Below are 19,656 nucleotides of genomic sequence, written 5' to 3'. Positions count from 1 at the left end.
AAATTTATGACTTCAAATTCACTTTATTCCCCTTTGTATCAGCTTTGACATTCCCCATAAATAATATTGCCATAAACGAAACGATAATTGGAATTAAAGCTAATAGAAAAACAGTAGTAATCGAAGATGACATAGCAGCTATAATTTTTTCAAGAATAAAAGTAGGTATACTGGACCTTACATCTGAGCGAAATATTGCACTTGGATCACCTAGCTTATTTAACATGTTGGAACTGTGTTCTATTCCCTTAAAAGCATCCTTTAAGTTAGCTGTAAAGGTACTATTTTGAATGGATCCAAAAATCGTTACTCCAATTGTCATACCTAGTGAACGAAAGAATGAATTTGTCGAAGTAGCTGAACCACGGAATCTCGGTTCCATATTATGAATAGAAACTGTGGGAAGCAAAGAGAACGAAAATCCAACCCAAAATCCCGTTATAATCATGTATATTGTTAAAAGTGCACGGCTTGTTTGCAGATCCATCGTTCCTAACAAATACATCCCTACCCCAAAGGATATTACAGATAATAACATCAAGTTGCGGTAACTAATTTTCGTTTGAAATATTCCACCAATTGCACTACCTACTACAGAACCTAACATCATTGGTGTTAAAATTAATCCAGCATTAGTTGCTGTTCCACCATATACAGCCTGAACAAAAATAGGAATAAATACTGTTAAAATAACAAATGTTGCTCCATAGAAAAATGTAATAATTTGAGATATTGCAAACTCCTTACGCTTAAACATCCAAAATGATATTATCGGATCTTTCACTTTTCTTTCTACCAATAGGAAGCCAATAAAAAATACAATAAACGATGCAAATAACCCAATGATTTGTAGCGAATCCCACTTAAATTCTTTTCCTCCTAATTCTAAGACGAACATTAAGCTAAATTGCTTCCTATATAAAATAATTAAAACCGTTAAAACGATCACTTCTTTATACTACCTTGATTTTACATACATGCAGCTTACTGATTTGGTTTTGGTCTAGTTTGTAAATATAAATGCAAATCCGGACTTGAACCGTTAATAATTATATCTCGAACAATTTTAGAAAGTACCATACTATATACTAATCCATTATCTCCATACGCATAGATAAAGTGACAATTTGGAAACTCTTCATACATTCCAATTATAGGTAAACCATCATGAGTACCACCATAAAAAGCACTTAAATAAAATTCAGGTTCAACTGTTATATTGGGAAAGAGCTTATTAAATTCATTCACTAATTTCTCTTTTTTATGGATTAATTTTGAATCTCTTTCTTGAGCAATGTTTGTATCTTCATCTAACCCACCTATAATAATCCTATTATCTGCAGTAGTTCTCATATAAATATATGGTCTCGCAGTTTCCCAAATGAGAGTGCGTTTATACCAAGAAGATAAATCTTCCACAGGATTAGTAACAATTGCATATGAGCTAATCAGTGTAGCGTTCTTTTCCTTTTTAAATTCCAATCCTTCATATCCTGCAGCCACAATTACTTTATTGGCAGTAATAGAATTGCCCTCCTTTGTATAAAAGGTAGCACATTCTTTCTCTAACTTTTTGCCAACAATCTCTGTATCTTCATAAATGTGAACTCCTTTATTAGAGGCTTGTTCTAATAAACTATGTGTAAATTTATAAGGATTTATTTCACCATCATTATACGTATAAATAGCTGCACGTTTTTTAAATGGATATCTCTGTCCAATTTGTTTTTCTGATAACCAAGCCGCTTTAAAATCATGCTTATGTAAATAATACAGTTCCTTTTCTAATTTCTTTATATCCTCTTCATAACTTGCATAATATAAGCTGTCACGTCGTTTAAAGTCAGAGCAATAAGGCAAGTTTTGATCAGCATATTCAATATCATTAATAGCTTGTTCACATAATTTCATATGCTTAACTGCATACTCTTCCCCAAATGTATTTACAAGTTCAAAAAACATCTTATCACCTAAATATTGAATAAGTGCTGTATTTGTAAGGTTACTTCCATGTCCTACCTTTCTTTTATCAACGATAACAATGTTTAAATTTGATTTACTCAAATAGTATGCTGATTGAGCACCCGAACTCCCTGCTCCTATTATTAGTACGTCACATTTTATATCTTCGTCCAAACGAGGATAAGAAGGTGTATTAGAAAAAGTCGTGTTCCAATATAATTTCCCTTTCTGTAAATCCATTTTAATTGCACCGTCCTAAATAAAATAGTTATATCCCCATCGGTATCTCCAAATCATTCTTACTATATACTTCTTATTAAAATTATCTTGCTATCATGAATAAAGGTTTTCATAAACCTAAAAGCCTTGTCTTAAAAATTTTTTCGAAAAAACGTCAAATAATTTTTTATTTTTATTATAAAAAGAGCAAAAGATCTCCATTTATAGAAGATTTCTTTTACTCTTTTTAAAGGAAATAACTCCAAATATTTAACATATTATAGTATCTACCAAATAAAAGTTGCTTATCTATCGACAACTTACACATAAGAATGCATTTGTTTCACTACTTTATTAACAGAAACTTTAACAACCGTTTCTTTTTCCCCTGTTCTATCAATCTTGAAACCATGAACTTTAACATCAGACGGTACTAGTGGATGATGACAAATCATATCTATACTCTTCTCAATATTTTCACTAACATTTTCTTTTCCACTTAGCCATTCATCAAGGCTACCACTTGAAAATTCAGGCATGCAATTTTCAAAGAGATAGTCTAGTTCCCTGTTATTTTTTATGGAATCACGTTGAATTTGTAGATTAACTACCTCAGTTTCTTTATCCTCTATTCCTACAACAAAAATTTCTTCAACATTTTCTTGATAAATAGCAATAATAATAGATCTCATTATATCTCCATAAGGATGTACAATTACAGAATCGTAGCTGTGTATAGTCAACATGTTTTCTTGTTGAATGTTAGTTACTTGTTGGATAATAGGCTCTATTTCATGTTTAATGTCTGTTAACAATAAAACTTTTTTATTCTTTGAATTCATATGGGGCACTCCTTCTTCATTATTGTATTTATGAAACTTTTAAGCTAGTAACAATAGTTGATAATTCATTACATGATTGTTACCAGTTTTTCCAGCGTCCCTTTGGATCAACACTTGCAAGTCTAACCCATCCATTTTGAACTTTTTCTCGAAATGTGAAATCATTATTTAGCAAACGTTCTATATATTGACTAGGCGCTTGAATTACAATTAGTAAACGAAGTGGTGAATGATACGTCTCACTATCTGACTGCATAACGGATTGCCAAGGTAAGCCTGGCAACAAATCACTTGCATTTCCCTGCATAACACCTAGACCCGCGGTTACAGTTTGGGTTGTTTTGTTTCCACTACCATAATAATGAGGAGCTACAGTTGAAGCGTAATATTGTAGATTTATCCACTGAGCTACTGTTCCTGGTCCTGCAATAATGTTAGCTAATATATCGCCACTTTCATCCTGTTTCCAATCATAATTATGAAGGAAAGCCCTACCTTCTAAGTCACAATCCTGAGTTAATTCTCGTTGCCCGATAATAAAAGATGCATTACGAGCTAATCCCCATTCTGGACGTATTTCACTCCAATCTTCTGCAAATCGATGTGCCTCTTTACTCGCATTTTTTATTTTCGTTTTAAAATTTGGTAATTGCGTTAAACGCTCTCTATTTGCATGTTGGCTCACATTTGGCATAATCGATTCGATACAATCAAATGCTTCTTGCGCAGTTTCCGAAAGTTCTGGGACGTAAATCCATTCCAATTCGTCCACTGTTGTTTTATGTTCAGCTGCTGCAAAAATGGTATCCTCAGGAATTTTAATACCTTCCGCAAACAACGCCTCTCTCACTTCTGGGAGATTACATAAAGTAGCAAAAACTCTTGCATTGAATCCTCCCGCTGCTCCGCCACAAGCACCACACTCAAGTGCTGCAGCATAAGGATTGTTCGTACTTTGACTACTATGTCCGCACATTACAACTAAAGGAGCAAATTTTTCTGTCAGTCCCACCATTTTTAAAGCTTGACGCACATAGTTCACTTTTTCTTCTTTCGTAAAACCGATAGGTATCTCGCCCTTTGTGTCATGAACATGATTAAGCGAGAATGTTGTATCAGGTTTTTGTAACATAGTTTTACGAAGGTTACGAATGAAACCACCAACTCCTCTTGGGACAAAGCTTCTTGTCACCATCTGTAGACCAAGTAAAGGACCACTTAACTCAGGTAGCGCCATACTTGTCAGTACGTTCTGTTTCATCGTTTTAAAAGTATAACGTACCGAACTGCCTACCCTCTTACGTTGCTCATAAGATTTAAGTTCATTTTCATTTGTGAGCTCTTTTATTTGATGTTTCGGTTTGAGTATAACTGGCAAAGAAGGATGGTTGTTATTACTACCTAGTTCACTAGTTGCAATTGGTAACCCAAAGAAACCAGCTATTCCAAATGTTTCAAACGGACCTAATTTTTCAAGGTGGCGACGAAACGGTTCTGAACGTACATCAATACAGAATGCTAATTGAGCTACTACACGCTTTTTATCATTGGTTGCACGTTGTGTAGAAGCAATCTTCTCCCTTAATTGCTCTGCATGCGTTTGTTCCCAAGCTTCCAGCCAAAGTTTCTTGCGAATATTTTCATCAAAACGATAAGCGAATACTAATAATTCACTTTGTTCAGTAGCAGGCATTTGTAACCATTCCCGTGTTGAAATATTCCCCCAATAGATCCAAGAAGCTATAAGTGGGACGATCGAAACTTTTTTCTCAACCTTTTGATTTTTTAAAGGTAAATAAGGTTTTACAATAGCCAGCTCCATAGAAATTCGAACTGCTAAATATTCTATGAGAAGTTCCTGTTCCTGAATTGATTGTTGTGAGCGCCATCGTATCATTCCTGCCCACCCAGGCAAAGAAAGCAAGTGCCCTTCAAGGTAAGATTGTATGTTAGATTCAGAAATTCCTAGTTCAGATAATGCTCTCGCTAAAGCTACTTCGGCATCTTGTGGCCAATCTTTTAAAACCTTACGCTCATTTTTACTGAGCGCTGGATCAAATTTAATAAGGTGTTGCCATGCACGATAAAAACCTTTCTCTTGATTTGGCATCGTCCAATTTGATCCGGATTCATCAAGATATAATTTACACCATTTAATGATATGATAATTAAGAACATCAGATAGGTTTTCACTATTTTGACTCTCTATAAGCGAACTTATTGGCTGCATAACAGAGGCTTGCATACTTGCTGTATTTATATAATTCATTTCTTCTGCCAATTTATTTACTTCTGGCGATGATAATAGACTAGAAGGTAATTTTTCTAACTTTAAAGCTGCTTGGCAAAATCGCTCTGCTTTCTCTCGCGGAATATGAAAAGATTGTGAATCCAGCCAACGAGACAAACTCATTTGTAAAAATGATTCCTCAATCTCACCTTTCGCTTTTGCCGAATGAATCATGGAGGCACTAGGATAAATATCCACATTACGAGCTTCTTTTAACCAATTTGCGACTTGTTCAAATGATTGCTTTTCAAGTCCCATCCAAGGGTGGTGAGCTGCAAACGTAGAGATAGGCCAAAGTGGCGCAATAACTCGGCTAGCAGATGCAACTAAATCATTTATATTATTTTCTTGCATATCAATGTTTGTATCTTTCTTTAATATTGACGGTATGCTCATCACGAATTACCTCCCTTTGATACATAATGTTTCAGATAGCTTGGGTGACTTTCTACTGACTTTCGTCTCGCCTCACCTACTCGAACTAACCAAAGATAAAGTACAGCGAATAAAGTAGAAGATTGATGACGAGTAACGAAAGTACTAATAACACTACTAAATAGTAAAATACATATAACAAAGATAACGGCTGGAGCTGAAGGTTGAACACTTTGATAAATATCAGTATGCAACCATTTATAAAGAGAATTATGAACGGTAAAGTAAATGAGAGAAAATCCAATCAAAACAATTACGCCAGCAATTCGTCCCATTCTTCCCTCTCCAAAAACAACAAGCTGTTTCCATGAAAAGTATAGTGACCAGCCTAAGATTAACGCACTAACTAGTTGATACCCCTCTCCAGAAGTCATAAACCAGAAAGTAATTGCTATAAATAATCCTAAAACACGCCCAACTATAATCCATAAATTGGACATCTTTTCATTAGACTGATTCACTACCCCAAAACGTTGCACGGAAGAACCAGCTTGTAAAAATAGTGTAGCTTTAAACAAACCATGTAAAATTAAATGAATAATAGCCGCTAAATAGGCGCCTAATGCACATTGAATAAGCATAAATCCCATTTGTGCAATAGTTGAACCTACTAGCTGACGTTTATAATCAACTTGGACTAAACTAATTCCTGTACCTATTAAGATAGAAATACTAGAGAAAATTAGTAAAATTATTTGTGCAATATCATCATGAAAAAGAGGTGAAAATCTAGTTAACATGATACCGCCAGCATTTACTAAACCCGCATGCATAATAGCAGAAACAGGAGTTGGAGCAACAGCAGACTCAATTAACCATCTTTGAAAAGGCCATTGTGCTGCTGGAATCATCACCGCTAATATAATTAATAAGTTAATTCCTGTTCTCTCCAATGTTCCATGTAGCACTACATTTTCATTCGTTAAAACTGATGTTAATTGCCACTGTCCTGTTACTTGAAAAAGCCAAATGATAGCTGATAGTAAGGCAATCCAACTTATTGTAAATAGGTAGCCAGAGATTTTAGTTGCTTCACTAACTACTTTCCACCCTTTATTTAGCCCTATAAGTAGAACCAATCCTATAAGCGTTGCTCCCCAACAAATGAGCATTAAGCGAAGATCATCACTTAACCATGCAACCGAAGATACACCTGTAGTAAATGTAAAAAGTGCAAAGTATTTTCGATATGAGCGATCTCCCATTAAATAACGTACAGAGAAACGCTGAATGATTAAACCAATTGTAAGAACAAAGAAAGCCATTAACCAAGCTAAAGTATCTAGATGCCAAGGCCCCACAACTCTATCTCCATTGTTATTAACAAGTGCGAGTAAAGAAACCAATGAAGGTAAAGCAGCGATACCAATATGGATATGAACAAAACGTAAAGGTATCCTTGCATTTAAAAATAATAATCCACTTAGCCAAGAAGCACTAAGCGCCATAAAAAATAAAGTTAACAGTGTTGATGAACTCAGCGAAATTAACATGTTAAATACTCCCTTCTAAGCGAAAATAACCTATAAAAATTCCTTTTCATTACGATAGTTTTTTTAATTTCAATTTTCATTCACTCTTTTTAGTACATCGTTTTTTCCATAAAAAAAACCGACAACTTCCATAATTCAATGATTTTATATCATCATTGAATTATGGAGATTGTCGGTTTCACTTCAACTAACTTCAATAAAGTTTTTTGAAGAGCTCCCATTTTATAGAGGATAGTAATGTATGTATTACTCCTATTAAAAATAACAGTATATCTCTGATCTCCTGATTATGCAATCAATATATCAATTTATGTTATGCGCTATCTTTCAATTAAGAAACTTTTTCATTTAGTCAATATTATATATTAAAAAAATGCTAAAGCCTTAATTATAGTAAACATTTAAAATAAGCATCTATTAATTTTTTAAAACAATTATAAGATAAAATATATTAAGCAATTTGTCAATTTATTTATCAGTTTTTTGAGCGTTATTCCAATTAAAATTCAGTACACGTAAATAATTTCAAGTTTTTAATTATTATCATGTTAATAAATATAAATAAAGTGCAAAACTTTTAGGTTTCTTAATTATCTCCCACTAACCCTACGATGGTTTTAATTTTTAAAATTTTTCCTCAAGATTATGAAACAATTTAAAAATCATTACTCGTTCACCAGTACGGGAGCTTATATCCGTATGAAAGCTTTTCACTTTTTCTCCAGTTAATTCTAGTATAATCTCTTTCAAATCTTCAATTCCAGATTCAACTAGCTCCGAACGATTTTTCTTTATCGTTAGCATACCGTCTTTTGTTTCGCAAACCGTATATTCAGCCGGCGTTAAAATACCTTGTAAATTTACGATAATCATATCCCGTAATATATCTGTCTTAACGGATATAGACCCGCGTCCTAGGTAGTCCTTTTCCCAGTGAGTAATTGCTTTGCTTATCTCTGATTCAATAGAGCCTTTTGAGTTTTTCATCTTTGTATCCTCCTTCAATAAAATGTAATTACATTTATAATTACAATAACAATATAATAATCTGGATTGATTTTATTTTCAATTATTGAGAAGAATTTATAGGGATTGTAGTCAGGAATTCTTTAATATTATAGTGCAATTTTAATATAGAATTTTTCAATTATCCTCAACACGTTACTCCTACTAAAAAGGCTCTGTTGCACAGATTTCTAAAAAAACATTCTGGAAAAAATAAGAAAGCTCTTGTAACGTAATACATAAACGAAAGAGCCGATTTCTTTATAAAATAGGAAATCGACTTTTGGTTTAGTTATTGATTTAGTAATAAAAACACTTTTTAAAAGAAATAGGCTTATACTATAGACGTTGATCTTTCTGGAAGTTTAGTTGAAAATGATCCGCTTCATTGTATACCCCGAATTCATATCCTTTTTCCTTATAAAATTTAATAATTTCCGGAAGCGCTTGTAATGTCTGTGGTTTTTCATGCATTAGAACTACTTCCACATCTTCTGTTGTTGTACGCTTTACATTTTCTATAATTTGCTGTGGGTTACCTTTTAATTTCCAATCATTTGAATCTATCGTCCAATCCCAAACTTTTATTGCTGCTTCTACAATTTTGTTACGAATGTCCTGCCCCTTTAATCCTGGTGCAGATCCATATGGGGGACGGACTAGTTTAGGAGTTGTACCTGTAATATTATGAATAAGAGCTAACGTTTCTTTCATCTCCGTTACAAATTGTCCTTTTTTGTATAGCTTATCACTATTATGTGTCATACTATGTGCACCAATATAATGTCCTTCTTTTACTGCTCGTTTTACATTTTCCTGAAAACCAGTATTCTGTAAATTGCTACCTTGCATAAAAAATGTCGAAGAAACATGTTGCTCTTTTAGTACATCTAAAAATTTCCCAGTTAATTCGCTAGGACCGTCATCAAATGTTAAATAAACAACCCTTCCTACTGGTTTTCCATCAGGTCTTTTCTGTTTTGCCAGCGATGTGTCCTTTTTCTTTTCTTGTTGTTGCGTATTAGCTAGCTGAATACTTTCATTAGCTACCCCTTTCGCTGGGATAGAGTTCCATTTCCCTATTAAAAAAAACGTAAAAAAGGTCGTTGCTAAAACAACTACTAGAGATAGTATTGCCTTCGTTACTACATTTGTTTTTTTCTTGTTTTGTGATTCTTTCATTATGTTTCGATCCTTTCCCTACTCATTTTCATATTCATTATTTATGCAGCTAAACATTAACTTCAGCTGATATTTACAATAAATAGATTAATAGAGGAAGGTGAAGATAAAATGCAGATAATGTCGAAATTAGTTAAAGAATAGCGTATTGCATCCACTCTTTAAAAAAATATTTGTTTCTCTACTACAGTTAAATTTGAAAACTGGATATACATCCAAAATAAAAAATACTACTCTTTCTAAACAATATTTTACATCAAGATAACAGCATGTCGGTATAAAGATAAAATACAGAGATGGCCGTACAATTGAAATTCTATTATAATTTTGTAATTCGAATTCATTTGAACCAAATGAAGAACTAGAAGAAATAATATTATGTGGAGGTACTCCGATGAACCTTGTAATTAGAGAGTTAGAAACAAATGATTTAGATAATCTCCCGGAGATTGATGACAGTTTTATAGTGAATGCTCGGTTAATTCTTTCTCTTTCCAAAGGAAATAGACGCATAGAATATACAGTAGAAGACGTTCCAAGTTATGAAAAAAGTTATTTACAAAATCAAGATGATAATGAAGAACTGGCTTACAATGAATATATAAATAAACCTAATCAAGTCATTTACATAGCTCTGTTACATAACCAAATCATTGGATTAATGGTATTAAAAAAGAATTGGAACCACTATGCTTACATAGAAGATATAACGGTAGATAAAAAATATCGTACACTCGGAGTTGGTAAAAGATTAGTTGATCAAGCAAAGCAGTGGGCAAAAAAAGGCAATATGCCAGGTATCATGCTTGAAACGCAAAATAATAATGTCGCAGCATGTAAATTTTATGAAAAATGCGGATTTGTAATTGGTGGGTTTGATTTTCTTGTTTATAAAGGTTTGGATATTGAAAATGATGAAGTTGCGATTTATTGGTATTTGCATTTCAAATGAAACTGTTTTTAACATGAAACAAAGGCAAAATAAAAACCCCAATCTCTCTATATAAAAACTGAGAAATTGGGGTTAAGTTACTTAACAGTATTTTTCATTTAAAACAAATAACTAATTAATAATCCTGCTGATAATAAGAAGCCAAAAATCGTATTTGTCATCGCTGTTGATTTCATTGCGATGCGCATATACCCAGGATCCTTTGCCCCTTTTTGGAAACTTTGAATCGCAGAAATTGGCTTTCTCAAACCTAGGAACATAACTAATGCCCAAGGGCTTATATAACCCATTAATACAATTACGGCAATCCATAAATACGCAATGAAAAAGGCTACCGCTAGTGTTACCACAGCTTTTTCTCTCCCAAGGAGGATTACTAATGTCTTTCTTCCACCTTTAATATCTTCTTCGATATCTCGGATGTTATTTGACATATTGATTGCACCTACTAAAATTCCAATTGGAATGGAAATCAATACACTTTCAATCGTTACAGTATTCGTTTGAATAAAGAAAGCAATGAGTACAAAACATGTCCCCATTAACAACCCAGAAACTAATTCTCCAAACGGGGTGTACGCAATTGGTAATGGACCGCCTGTATATAAATAGCCAACTGCCATCCCAATTAAACCAATAACCACTAACCACCAACTACTATTCATACAAATATAAATGCCAATAAAAGCTGCTACGACATATAATAAAAGCGCAACTGTTAACACATTTTTTGGTTTCAATCCATGACGGACAATTCCGCCACCGATGCCAACGGATTCAGCAGTGTCTAATCCACGTTTGAAATCATAGTACTCATTAAATAAGTTCGTTGCTATTTGCAGCGCTAAACATGCAAGCATCATCGCAATAAATAAAAGCCAATCAATTTTGGCAACATAAAGTGATGCCACTGTCCCTAAAATTACAGGAGAAAACGTCGCCGTTAATGTATGCGGGCGCGTCATCTTCCATATTAATTTAGCGGAACTAATTTCTTTTTCTGTCCCCATAACTCTGTTCAATCTCCCTACATTTTAAGTATAAATTACTAGCAGTATCTTTCTATCTATTTCCTGCCACGCATCCATTCATTATAGCAATAAATGATTATCCTTTCTAACAAATCAACTTTTAATAAAGTAAAAATTATAAAATGAAACTTTAATCAGTAGGAGTTTTGGCATCCCGACTGATTATTAGTACATATGAATTGGGCTTTTATGGGCAGCCTCCCCTCCCTTTTAAAATAGGATAAAAAAGAAAGCAAATTACTTCCAAACAACACCTCGTCTCTCATATTCCATTCTGTATTCAACGGCAGCCGCAATTTTAGGGCTTGCGAATCTTTCCGTGATCCAAAGTCCCAAATCAACTCCTGAAGTGACTCCTCTTGCAGTGATAACATCCCCTTGATCCGCAATTCTGTAATGAAGAAGCTCTGCCCCGTATTCACTCATTTCATCCTGTGCCAAATAGTGCATCGTTGCCTTTCGACCGTTCAATATACCAGAGGCAGCTAATAGCATACCTCCTGTACACACACCAGCAACAATTGTTCCTGCATTGTGCATCTCGCTAATCATTTCGGTCAAAGTACCAAGCTCTGCTTGCTTTCGTGCCCCGTGTTCAGCTTTATGATTCCAGCCACCACCAGGTACAATTAACAAATCTGGCCTATTATCCATTCGTAAAAAATCATGTAGTTTAACTGTAACTCCAAACGAAGTAGTAACTTCTTGCTTTTGTTCACTTGAAACGAATTCAATTATAAATTGAGCCCCTTCTTCTATCGCTCTTTTCAGTACCTCAAACGGTGCGAAAGAGACAAGTTCTCCGAAACCATCAAACAATACTATTTGTATTTTCATTTTCGGACACCTCATATGCTTTCTTTTTTAAATTGTAGATATATATAATGATTGGGCAACCTCAAAGTGTAAATTGTAAAGTATACCTAGATTATTCAAATAAAAAATAATATCCCACATAGTTAAATACATTTGTAAACCCTACATTTTCCACAACTGCAACAGAAGGCTTGTTCAATTCCATACAGTCCCAATATGGAATAATATCATTCTCCAAACAATCTTTCACAAAACTATGCGCTATCTTTTGAGCTAATTTTCTCCCTTGGTGACCTTTTATCGTTTCAATATCTATACAATGTATATTTGCAAATACAAAACCTGAAAAACATACACTTACAATTAGATCATCATAAACAACGCAATAACCGATTCCCTCATTGAAAAAACAATCCGGTGAAGACCAAAACTCTAAAATTTTTGATTATAAAAAATCAATATTCTTAAATGTATTGTTATTATTTTCATAGAGAGCTTTACTCATTTTCAGCACAGTATATCCCTGTTCAAATTTAGGCTCATGATGATTTTCATAATCCTCTTTTCCTAGCATATACACTCTTTGATTCCAACTCTTTAATTTACGATGCTGAAATATTCTTTCGATTGTTTTATTCCACTTCGAATGATTCCCGATTCCTTCAAAGCAATCTAGTCCTACTTTCCTCGCCTCAGGTACTATTACATGATTAATAAAACGATTCACTTCTTTATTAAACTCTTCATTTTCAGCATCTCCAATAAAGAAGAAGCCATCATTATTACCTAACCAAATGAGTCCCGAATTAGGAGAAGTCACGTTATCTACAAATATACGACCAGGATTCACTCCTGCAATTACAGCACGTACCTCTAATGGATCTTGTTCATTCACTAAACGATTACACCTATAAAAATCATCCTTGCTTAGTTCACAGATCATACGTTACACCCCCTTTTTTAAACTGTTCTATTCTAACTTTACCATTTTTACATAACATTCTGCATTTTTACTAAGAGTAGTTTTAAAGCGATGCGATAAGTAAATGAAATACATAATAAAAAAGAGCCAATCTCCAACACAATAGAAGATTGACTCTTTCCTTTATTTACTCACCTGTTTCAGAAAATCGTTTTATACGTTCACCAATTTCATCGCGAACACGTTGAAATTCAGACCATTCTTTTCCTGCCGGGTCATCAAATCCCCAGTGAACACGATTTACGTGCGAAGGTGTCGAAGGACAGACAGAATCCGCATGACTACAAAGTGTAACGACTAAATCAGCATTATTTAAAATGTTTGTATCAATCATATCTGATGTTTGATTTGTTATATCGATATTCACTTCATTCATTGCTTTAATCGCATTGGGATTCACTCCATGCGCTTCGATTCCTGCAGAATATACATTCCACTTACCTCCTAAATATTGTTTACCCCACGCTTCTGCCATTTGGCTTCGGCATGAATTTCCTGTACATAAGAAATAGATTGTTTTTTTGTTTTCCATGTTGTTTTCCACCTTTGTTTTTAAGTTGATTGATCATTAAAATATTTACGTTTAAACCAAAAAGCGACATTTACAAGTGCAATCATGACAGGTACTTCGACTAACGGTCCAATGACAGCTGCGAATGCTGCGCCCGAATGAATACCAAACACACCAACTGCTACAGCAATTGCTAACTCAAAGTTATTACTACCTGCTGTAAATGCTAACGTTGTCGTCACCGGATAGTTTGCACCAATTTTTCTTCCCATAAAGAAAGAAACAAAAAACATTACAATAAAATAGATTAATAACGGAATCGCTATTCTTACCACATCTAGTGGCACGCTAACAATCATCTCTCCTTTTAAAGAGAACATAACGATGATTGTAAATAGCAATGCAAGTAATGTAAGTGGACTAATTTTAGGTATAAACACTTTTTCATACCACTGTCTTCCTTTTAACTTAACTAGTACAAAGCGTGTCAACATACCTGCTATAAAAGGAATTCCTAAATAGATACATACTGATTTTGCTACTTCTATCATTGTAATATCGACAATAGCACCTTCAATCCCTAACCATTCTGGAATTACAGTTACAAATACGTATGCATAAACTGAGAAAAAGAGCATTTGGAATACCGAATTAAAAGCAACTAAACCTGCCGCATACTCTTTATCCCCATCAGCAAGGTCATTCCAAACAATGACCATTGCAATACAACGTGCTAACCCAATCATAATGAGACCAACCATGTATTCTGGTTTATCAGGAAGAAAAATAATTGCTAACACAAACATAAGTACCGGACCAATAATCCAATTTTGTACTAAAGATAGCACTAACACTTTTACATCTTTAAATACTCGGCCCATTTCCTCATAGCGAACTTTCGCTAACGGTGGATACATCATTACAATTAAACCAACAGCAAGCGGAATAGACGTCGTTCCAACCTGTAATGTATTCAGTCCGTCTACTACACTAGGGAACACAAACCCTAAACCAATCCCAACAGCCATCGCTAGAAAAATCCATAGTGTTAAATATCGGTCTAGAAAAGATAAACGTTTCATTTTATTTTCCATCTCCTATTAACAACAAGAATTTTTAGCTACCTCATTTGAAGTCGCGCAACAAGATGACTCTTCAATTTTGTGAACATTACTATCTGCTTTCGTATAAAAGAATTCCCACTCATTCCCATCTGGATCTGTTACCCAAAACTTATCTTGCACTGCATAGCAACAAGTCGTATCCATCTCATCACGCGCGAAGAAACCTTCTTTTTCTAATCGTTCTTTATGCAATGTAATTTCTTCAGCTGTATCCACTTGGAAACCAAAATGATTTACCTGATTTCCCTTCACTTCATCTCGTACGTTCAGCGTAAAATTAAGTCCTGGCGTCTCTAATAAAAATTTTGCATAATCTGTTTTCACTTTAACTGGTGAAACACCAAATACCTTTTCATAAAATTCAATAGACTTCTCTAAATTCGTAACGTTTATACCGACGTGAACATACCTCATACCTTATTCCTCCTTTTTATATATCATTAATCAATTTTTTTTGATTAATAACTCAAAATTTTAACAGCAACTACCTTTCCCTGTTTTTCTAAAGATACAGCACAATTCTTCTGATAATAAATTATTCACTTCCGCATCATTTAAATCATAATAACTCCACGTACCTTTTGTTTCTTTTACAATCAAACCTGCATCTAATAAAATTTTTAAATGATATGATAATTTAGATTGCGTCATTTCAAAAACTTCTGTTAAATCACATACACACGTCTGTCCTCGCTGGCAAAGTTCATACATGATTTCTAAACGTTTCTGATCCGCCAACGCTTTAAACTTTTTCTCATAGAGCTGAAAATTTTGTGCCACTGTAGTTCACTTCCCTTCATCAACTTTTTTTGATGTTTATAGTATATACGTAGATGAGTTCTATATGCAACTTATTAATCAAGTTTTTTTGATTTATCTAAAAAACTTCCTCGCATCATATCTTTATTACAATAAAAAAAGACCATAACCTTTTCAAAAATGAAAAACTATGGTTCTTTTTACAACTTAATAGTTACAATATTTCTGAGGAATGGAGTCTCTATAACTGTTTTAAATTTTAATTTGATCATTATAGAGTAGTGCCCCATCACCCTCAATCTAAGAAAAACAAATACCCCAAAATGAGAAAAATCGATATAGCTCTTCGGCAAATAAAGATAACTCTTGTTTTTGGTGCATATTCATAAAAAGCACGTCATCCTTTCTCATTAACATAAGAGAATAGTAACGTGCTTTTAATTTCAAAAATAGTCTAAATCCTTAAGTTGATGGTTGTGGGGCGGGACCCCAATAAGAACGGTATCTAAGGTTGTATGAGAGGTGTTAATTCCATTCCAATGGCCTCAGCCGGCGATTAACTCAAATACCGATTTCGGATGACCCCCATGTGATGAAGTTCGTGTCCCGCGATGCCGTACGCGAGGGCGCGCGCCGTAATGCTTAGGTTGTTGGCTGTCCCCTTGCGGATCCACGCCTCCGCCGGTAGCCCGCGCAGCAATGTGATCGTTGATTGCCGTACGGCCCGGTAGTCTTCGGCCAATTGCGCCGTTGTCCAGCTTCCGAAAGGAGGCAGGAACAATTCCTGATCGAAACCGGTCAGAGGCGTCTGGTCCCCTCTTGCGAACCGGAGCAGGCGGTAGGTCATGACTCGTTCCGCGTCTGCAATGTGGCCCACGACTTCTTTCAGCGTCCATTTTCCTTCCGCATACCGATATGCGGCCTGGCTTTTGGTCAACGATGCCAGGAGCTCGGTCATTTGCTTTTCCTGGGCGAGCAGAATGTCGATGATGTTACCGTCCGGCGCCAAACGGATATATTCGCCGGAACTCCCGGCGTATTCTTCTTCTGACGGTCTTTGATTCATGCGTAGTCACCTCTTTATGTAGATATAGAAAATTATAGCGCTCGTCTATGTCTAACAAATTCGCGAAATGATAGAACTTCCCTTCTAATAATTGAGGATAAGCAACTATTTAGTCGGTCGCCACACTATCCGGATTCGTTAGCACAATAAGCAATGATGCATAAAAATTATCTGTTATACAATATTTCGAAGTTATTAATATATATTGAGTTATTCCGAAACATACATAAATACATTTTGTCGAAACTATTAAAAAAGAAGAATTTCTCTAACTGAAGAATTAATAATTGTGTTACCAATATGTAAAAATCTCAATTTAAAACTAAAGGAGAATAAAATGGGACAAATAATTGTATCGATGTACCTCTCACTAGATGGTGTCATGGAGGAACCAGCTTGGACTGCTCCATATTTCAATGAAGAAGTAGCAAAGTTTCAATCCGATTTACTGTTTGAAAGTGAAGCTCTTCTACTAGGGCGAGTAACCTATCAAGGTTTTGCAGCTGCCTGGCCTTCTATGACTGATGAAGAAGGTTTTGCTGATAAGATGAACAGCATGCCTAAATTTGTTGCCTCAACAACATTGGAAAAAACCGAATGGAATGCAAATCTTATCAAGGGTAATATTGTAGAAGAAATATCGAAACTGAAGGAACAGCCCGGTCAGAACCTTTTAATTTATGGTAGTGGTGAGCTTATACAAACATTGATGCAACACGACCTCATTGATGAATATCACTTTATAATCAATCCCGTTATCGTAGGGAGCGGAAAGCGTCTCTTTAAAGACCAGAGTAATACAAAAGCATTAAAACTTATAGAAACAAGAACGACCAATTCAGGTGTCGTTATTCTTTCCTATCAGCCGGAGAAAAAAGAATAATTATTGATAAATTATATAAAAAAAGATTGACTCTTTCAGATCAGGAAAAGTTAAAAATAACTTCCAATAACGAGAATAATGTAAATAAGCTGTCCATGTAGACAGCTTATTGTTTTTTTGCTTAGCGTGCAAAATTCGCGTCTTGTTCGCGGGACCCCAAACAGTACGATTTTATTTCAAAGACACAACGATCTTACTACACACTTTTTATTTATCCCACACTCTCATCTGCTAGTATTACTATTTTTTATTACTAATGTTGCCGTTTCACTCGGATGGCTAAGAGGAAAATGATGGCCATATGGAACAAAATCAACCTTACCAAGATGCGATGGAGCAGAATAGGCTCTGTCATAATCCCCCCAAATAATGTGAAGATTATACTTTGTTACTTCATTGAAATCACCTTGATCGTTTTTCAGGAGTAAACTGTTAAGCTGAACCGTAGTATTTAAAATTCTAGGAGAAGTAAAACTGTTACTTATTTTTTCAATATAATGCTCAGGGATGCTCTCCGTACTTTCAAACAAACCATTACTTAATAAATAACGCTCTATCAAATTAGTAGTTGCCAATTTTAATGTCCATTTGTTCATAAATTGAGGAACATTTAGCGATTTAGCATTTTTTTTAGCAACAGGTGGCTGAAGTAAAGTGATTGAATACTTCTTATCTATGTACTCTTGTACCAATGCTTCCAGAAGAATAAACGCACCGAATGAATGTCCAATTAGATGCGCACCATTCGTAGCTTTCTCCAATAACTTTTTCACTACATTCAAATAGATATCTAGAAGATTTTTCTCTTGTTTAAAAGGAGACCGTCCCAAACCTGGAAGATCCAAGATCCATACAGGTTGACCAGTTTTTTCATGAAGCTCTTGTGCTAAAGGAAATAAATCCTCTCCATCACTCAATAAACCATGTAATAAAATAAACGGTTTACCCGTTCCTTGTAATTGGTAAAGGGTAGTGTTATCGCATAATGTTCGTTTAAATAAATGATTATGCCGGCCATTTTGATACATCATTCGATAATCCAGATCAGCTACTACGGCAGGGAAAAATTTCATTACACTCGTCTTCTTAAACCAATCTCCTCCCATAATTTTTTTCGCTGAAACATTTGAAAATTTTTGTTTTGTAATAAAATTCAGTCCATCAGAAGGAATTTTTGTTATTTTACTTCCTCCACTATTCATAATTGCTTTCATAAATGGCATTGGAACAGAGATTTTTGGTGCCCTCATATTCATACTTTCCGACATAATACTTAATAATTCAGCAATGTTTTGATCGTGCTGTTTGTCTTCAACAAGTGTATATGTTTGAATAGTCGGTTGCTCCAATCTGAAAACCTGCACAATAAACTTCGCAAGCTCATCGTTTGAAATAAGTGGTAACCTATATCCCTTACCTCCAGGAATCACTGGCATGAGCCCTCTTCGCATACTCATCACAAGCAAACCTAATCCTGCTATCTGCTCTGTACTCCCTGTTTTACTACTACCGACTACAGTTGGCGGATTAATTACAGAAAGCGGATAACCTACTGCTGATGCCTGCTGACGGATATAAAGATCTGCTAAAAATTTTGTTCTCTCATATGGATTTTTTATTTTCAAATAATTGTTTCCTTCTTTAAACACATCAATTGCAATCTTGCTATTTTTATCATCAAAAGGACTCATATAACCTACAACATGAATAAATTGTTGCAAACCCTTCAATTGATGAATACTTTTAGCTAATTCACTAATATGTTTGGCGCCATTTAAAAATACGGAAGCTGCCTCTTTACTTGTCGCTTGAATATCCATGGGGCCTCCTGCATGAATAATCACATCCGTTTTCAATACCCTCTCCTTATCTTCAGCACTTAGACCTAAATCTATTTTCGTCAAATCACCTTCAATAAAGTGCATAACTTCCTTTTTTAAGATGCCTCTTTCTTGAAAAAGACGTGTTGCTTTATTTTTCGACCTCACTAAAAGAAGAATTTTAACATCCTCTTTGGCTAATTCTTTTACTAATTGTTTTCCAATAAAGCCTGTTCCACCAGTTAAAAATACTGTTCTCATATAAAATCCCCCTTTTAGTACTG

General features: G+C 34.6%; 16 protein-coding genes and 2 pseudogenes. 2 read left to right on the top strand and 16 right to left on the bottom strand.

Going from position 1 to position 19,656, the window contains the following annotated elements:
• Positions 1-4 precede the first annotated feature (4 nt).
• The 7 genes and pseudogenes from ACTFSL_RS08795 to ACTFSL_RS08765 form a co-directional block, all read right to left on the bottom strand.
• A pseudogene (locus tag ACTFSL_RS08795) lies at positions 5-904 on the bottom strand (MFS transporter); the annotation flags it as partial.
• An 80-nt stretch (positions 905-984) separates the two neighbouring features.
• Entirely contained in the window at positions 985-2,202 is a 1,218-nt protein-coding gene (locus tag ACTFSL_RS08790) for an NAD(P)/FAD-dependent oxidoreductase (RefSeq protein WP_440041518.1), read from the bottom strand.
• A gap of 299 nt (positions 2,203-2,501) precedes the next feature.
• Complete coding sequence (locus ACTFSL_RS08785; protein WP_001086260.1) at positions 2,502-3,023, bottom strand: carbonic anhydrase; 522 nt, start codon at positions 3,021-3,023, stop codon at positions 2,502-2,504.
• Positions 3,024-3,102: 79 nt separating this feature from the next.
• Complete coding sequence (locus ACTFSL_RS08780) at positions 3,103-5,709, bottom strand: DUF2309 domain-containing protein (protein WP_440041517.1); 2,607 nt, start codon at positions 5,707-5,709, stop codon at positions 3,103-3,105.
• Positions 5,709-7,241 (bottom strand): NADH dehydrogenase subunit 5, encoded by a 1,533-nt coding sequence (locus ACTFSL_RS08775; RefSeq protein ID WP_000908940.1) that lies wholly within the window; start codon positions 7,239-7,241, stop codon positions 5,709-5,711. Before ACTFSL_RS08775 ends, ACTFSL_RS08780 begins: the two co-directional genes overlap by 1 nt.
• A 624-nt stretch (positions 7,242-7,865) precedes the next feature.
• Complete coding sequence (locus ACTFSL_RS08770; RefSeq protein ID WP_000798162.1) at positions 7,866-8,228, bottom strand: DUF2294 domain-containing protein; 363 nt, start codon at positions 8,226-8,228, stop codon at positions 7,866-7,868.
• A 357-nt stretch (positions 8,229-8,585) separates the two neighbouring features.
• Positions 8,586-9,428, bottom strand: a complete 843-nt coding sequence (locus tag ACTFSL_RS08765; protein WP_440041516.1) for a polysaccharide deacetylase family protein — start codon at positions 9,426-9,428, stop codon at positions 8,586-8,588.
• Positions 9,429-9,822: 394 nt separating this feature from the next.
• Between ACTFSL_RS08765 and satA the strand changes: the two genes are divergently transcribed.
• Positions 9,823-10,380, top strand: coding sequence for a streptothricin N-acetyltransferase SatA (satA, locus tag ACTFSL_RS08760; RefSeq protein ID WP_440041515.1), 558 nt, complete (start codon positions 9,823-9,825; stop codon positions 10,378-10,380).
• 98 nt (positions 10,381-10,478) lie between these two features.
• Here satA and menA read toward each other — a convergent pair whose 3' ends face one another.
• From menA to ACTFSL_RS08720, 8 genes and pseudogenes are all read right to left on the bottom strand, one after another.
• Positions 10,479-11,390, bottom strand: coding sequence for a 1,4-dihydroxy-2-naphthoate polyprenyltransferase (gene menA / locus ACTFSL_RS08755; RefSeq protein WP_000536369.1), 912 nt, complete (start codon positions 11,388-11,390; stop codon positions 10,479-10,481).
• Between the two features lie 258 nt (positions 11,391-11,648).
• A complete protein-coding gene (locus tag ACTFSL_RS08750; protein ID WP_440041514.1) occupies positions 11,649-12,248 on the bottom strand; it encodes a DJ-1/PfpI family protein in 600 nt (199 codons plus the stop codon).
• Positions 12,249-12,339: 91 nt separating this feature from the next.
• A pseudogene (locus ACTFSL_RS08745) lies at positions 12,340-13,170 on the bottom strand (GNAT family N-acetyltransferase).
• Between the two features lie 166 nt (positions 13,171-13,336).
• Entirely contained in the window at positions 13,337-13,741 is a 405-nt protein-coding gene (arsC, locus tag ACTFSL_RS08740; protein ID WP_000428364.1) for an arsenate reductase (thioredoxin), read from the bottom strand.
• Positions 13,742-13,761: 20 nt separating this feature from the next.
• The gene (gene arsB, locus ACTFSL_RS08735; protein WP_061457430.1) at positions 13,762-14,802 is read right to left on the bottom strand and encodes an ACR3 family arsenite efflux transporter; all 1,041 of its coding nucleotides are present in this window, start codon (positions 14,800-14,802) and stop codon (positions 13,762-13,764) included.
• Between the two features lie 18 nt (positions 14,803-14,820).
• Positions 14,821-15,258 (bottom strand): ArsI/CadI family heavy metal resistance metalloenzyme, encoded by a 438-nt coding sequence (locus tag ACTFSL_RS08730; RefSeq protein ID WP_001271013.1) that lies wholly within the window; start codon positions 15,256-15,258, stop codon positions 14,821-14,823.
• Positions 15,259-15,318: 60 nt separating this feature from the next.
• Positions 15,319-15,624 carry an arsenical resistance operon transcriptional regulator ArsR gene (gene arsR / locus ACTFSL_RS08725; protein ID WP_002026021.1) on the bottom strand — a complete coding sequence of 102 codons (306 nt, stop codon included), beginning with the start codon at positions 15,622-15,624 and terminating at the stop codon, positions 15,319-15,321.
• A 535-nt stretch (positions 15,625-16,159) separates the two neighbouring features.
• Positions 16,160-16,669 (bottom strand): DinB family protein, encoded by a 510-nt coding sequence (locus tag ACTFSL_RS08720; RefSeq protein ID WP_440041512.1) that lies wholly within the window; start codon positions 16,667-16,669, stop codon positions 16,160-16,162.
• 337 nt (positions 16,670-17,006) lie between these two features.
• Here ACTFSL_RS08720 and ACTFSL_RS08715 point away from each other — a divergent pair, with 337 nt between their 5' ends.
• Positions 17,007-17,552, top strand: coding sequence for a dihydrofolate reductase family protein (locus tag ACTFSL_RS08715; RefSeq protein WP_000529755.1), 546 nt, complete (start codon positions 17,007-17,009; stop codon positions 17,550-17,552).
• 224 nt (positions 17,553-17,776) lie between these two features.
• Here the strand turns inward: ACTFSL_RS08715 and ACTFSL_RS08710 are convergent, their stop codons facing one another.
• Positions 17,777-19,633, bottom strand: a complete 1,857-nt coding sequence (locus ACTFSL_RS08710) for an alpha/beta fold hydrolase (RefSeq protein WP_322356858.1) — start codon at positions 19,631-19,633, stop codon at positions 17,777-17,779.
• Positions 19,634-19,656 lie beyond the last annotated feature (23 nt).

This window comes from Bacillus cereus group sp. MYBK108-1 (assembly GCF_051917185.1).
GTDB lineage: Bacteria > Bacillota > Bacilli > Bacillales > Bacillaceae_G > Bacillus_A > Bacillus_A cereus.
The sequence above is the reverse complement of the archived record's forward strand: the minus strand, read 5'-3'. Positions and strand labels throughout refer to the sequence as shown.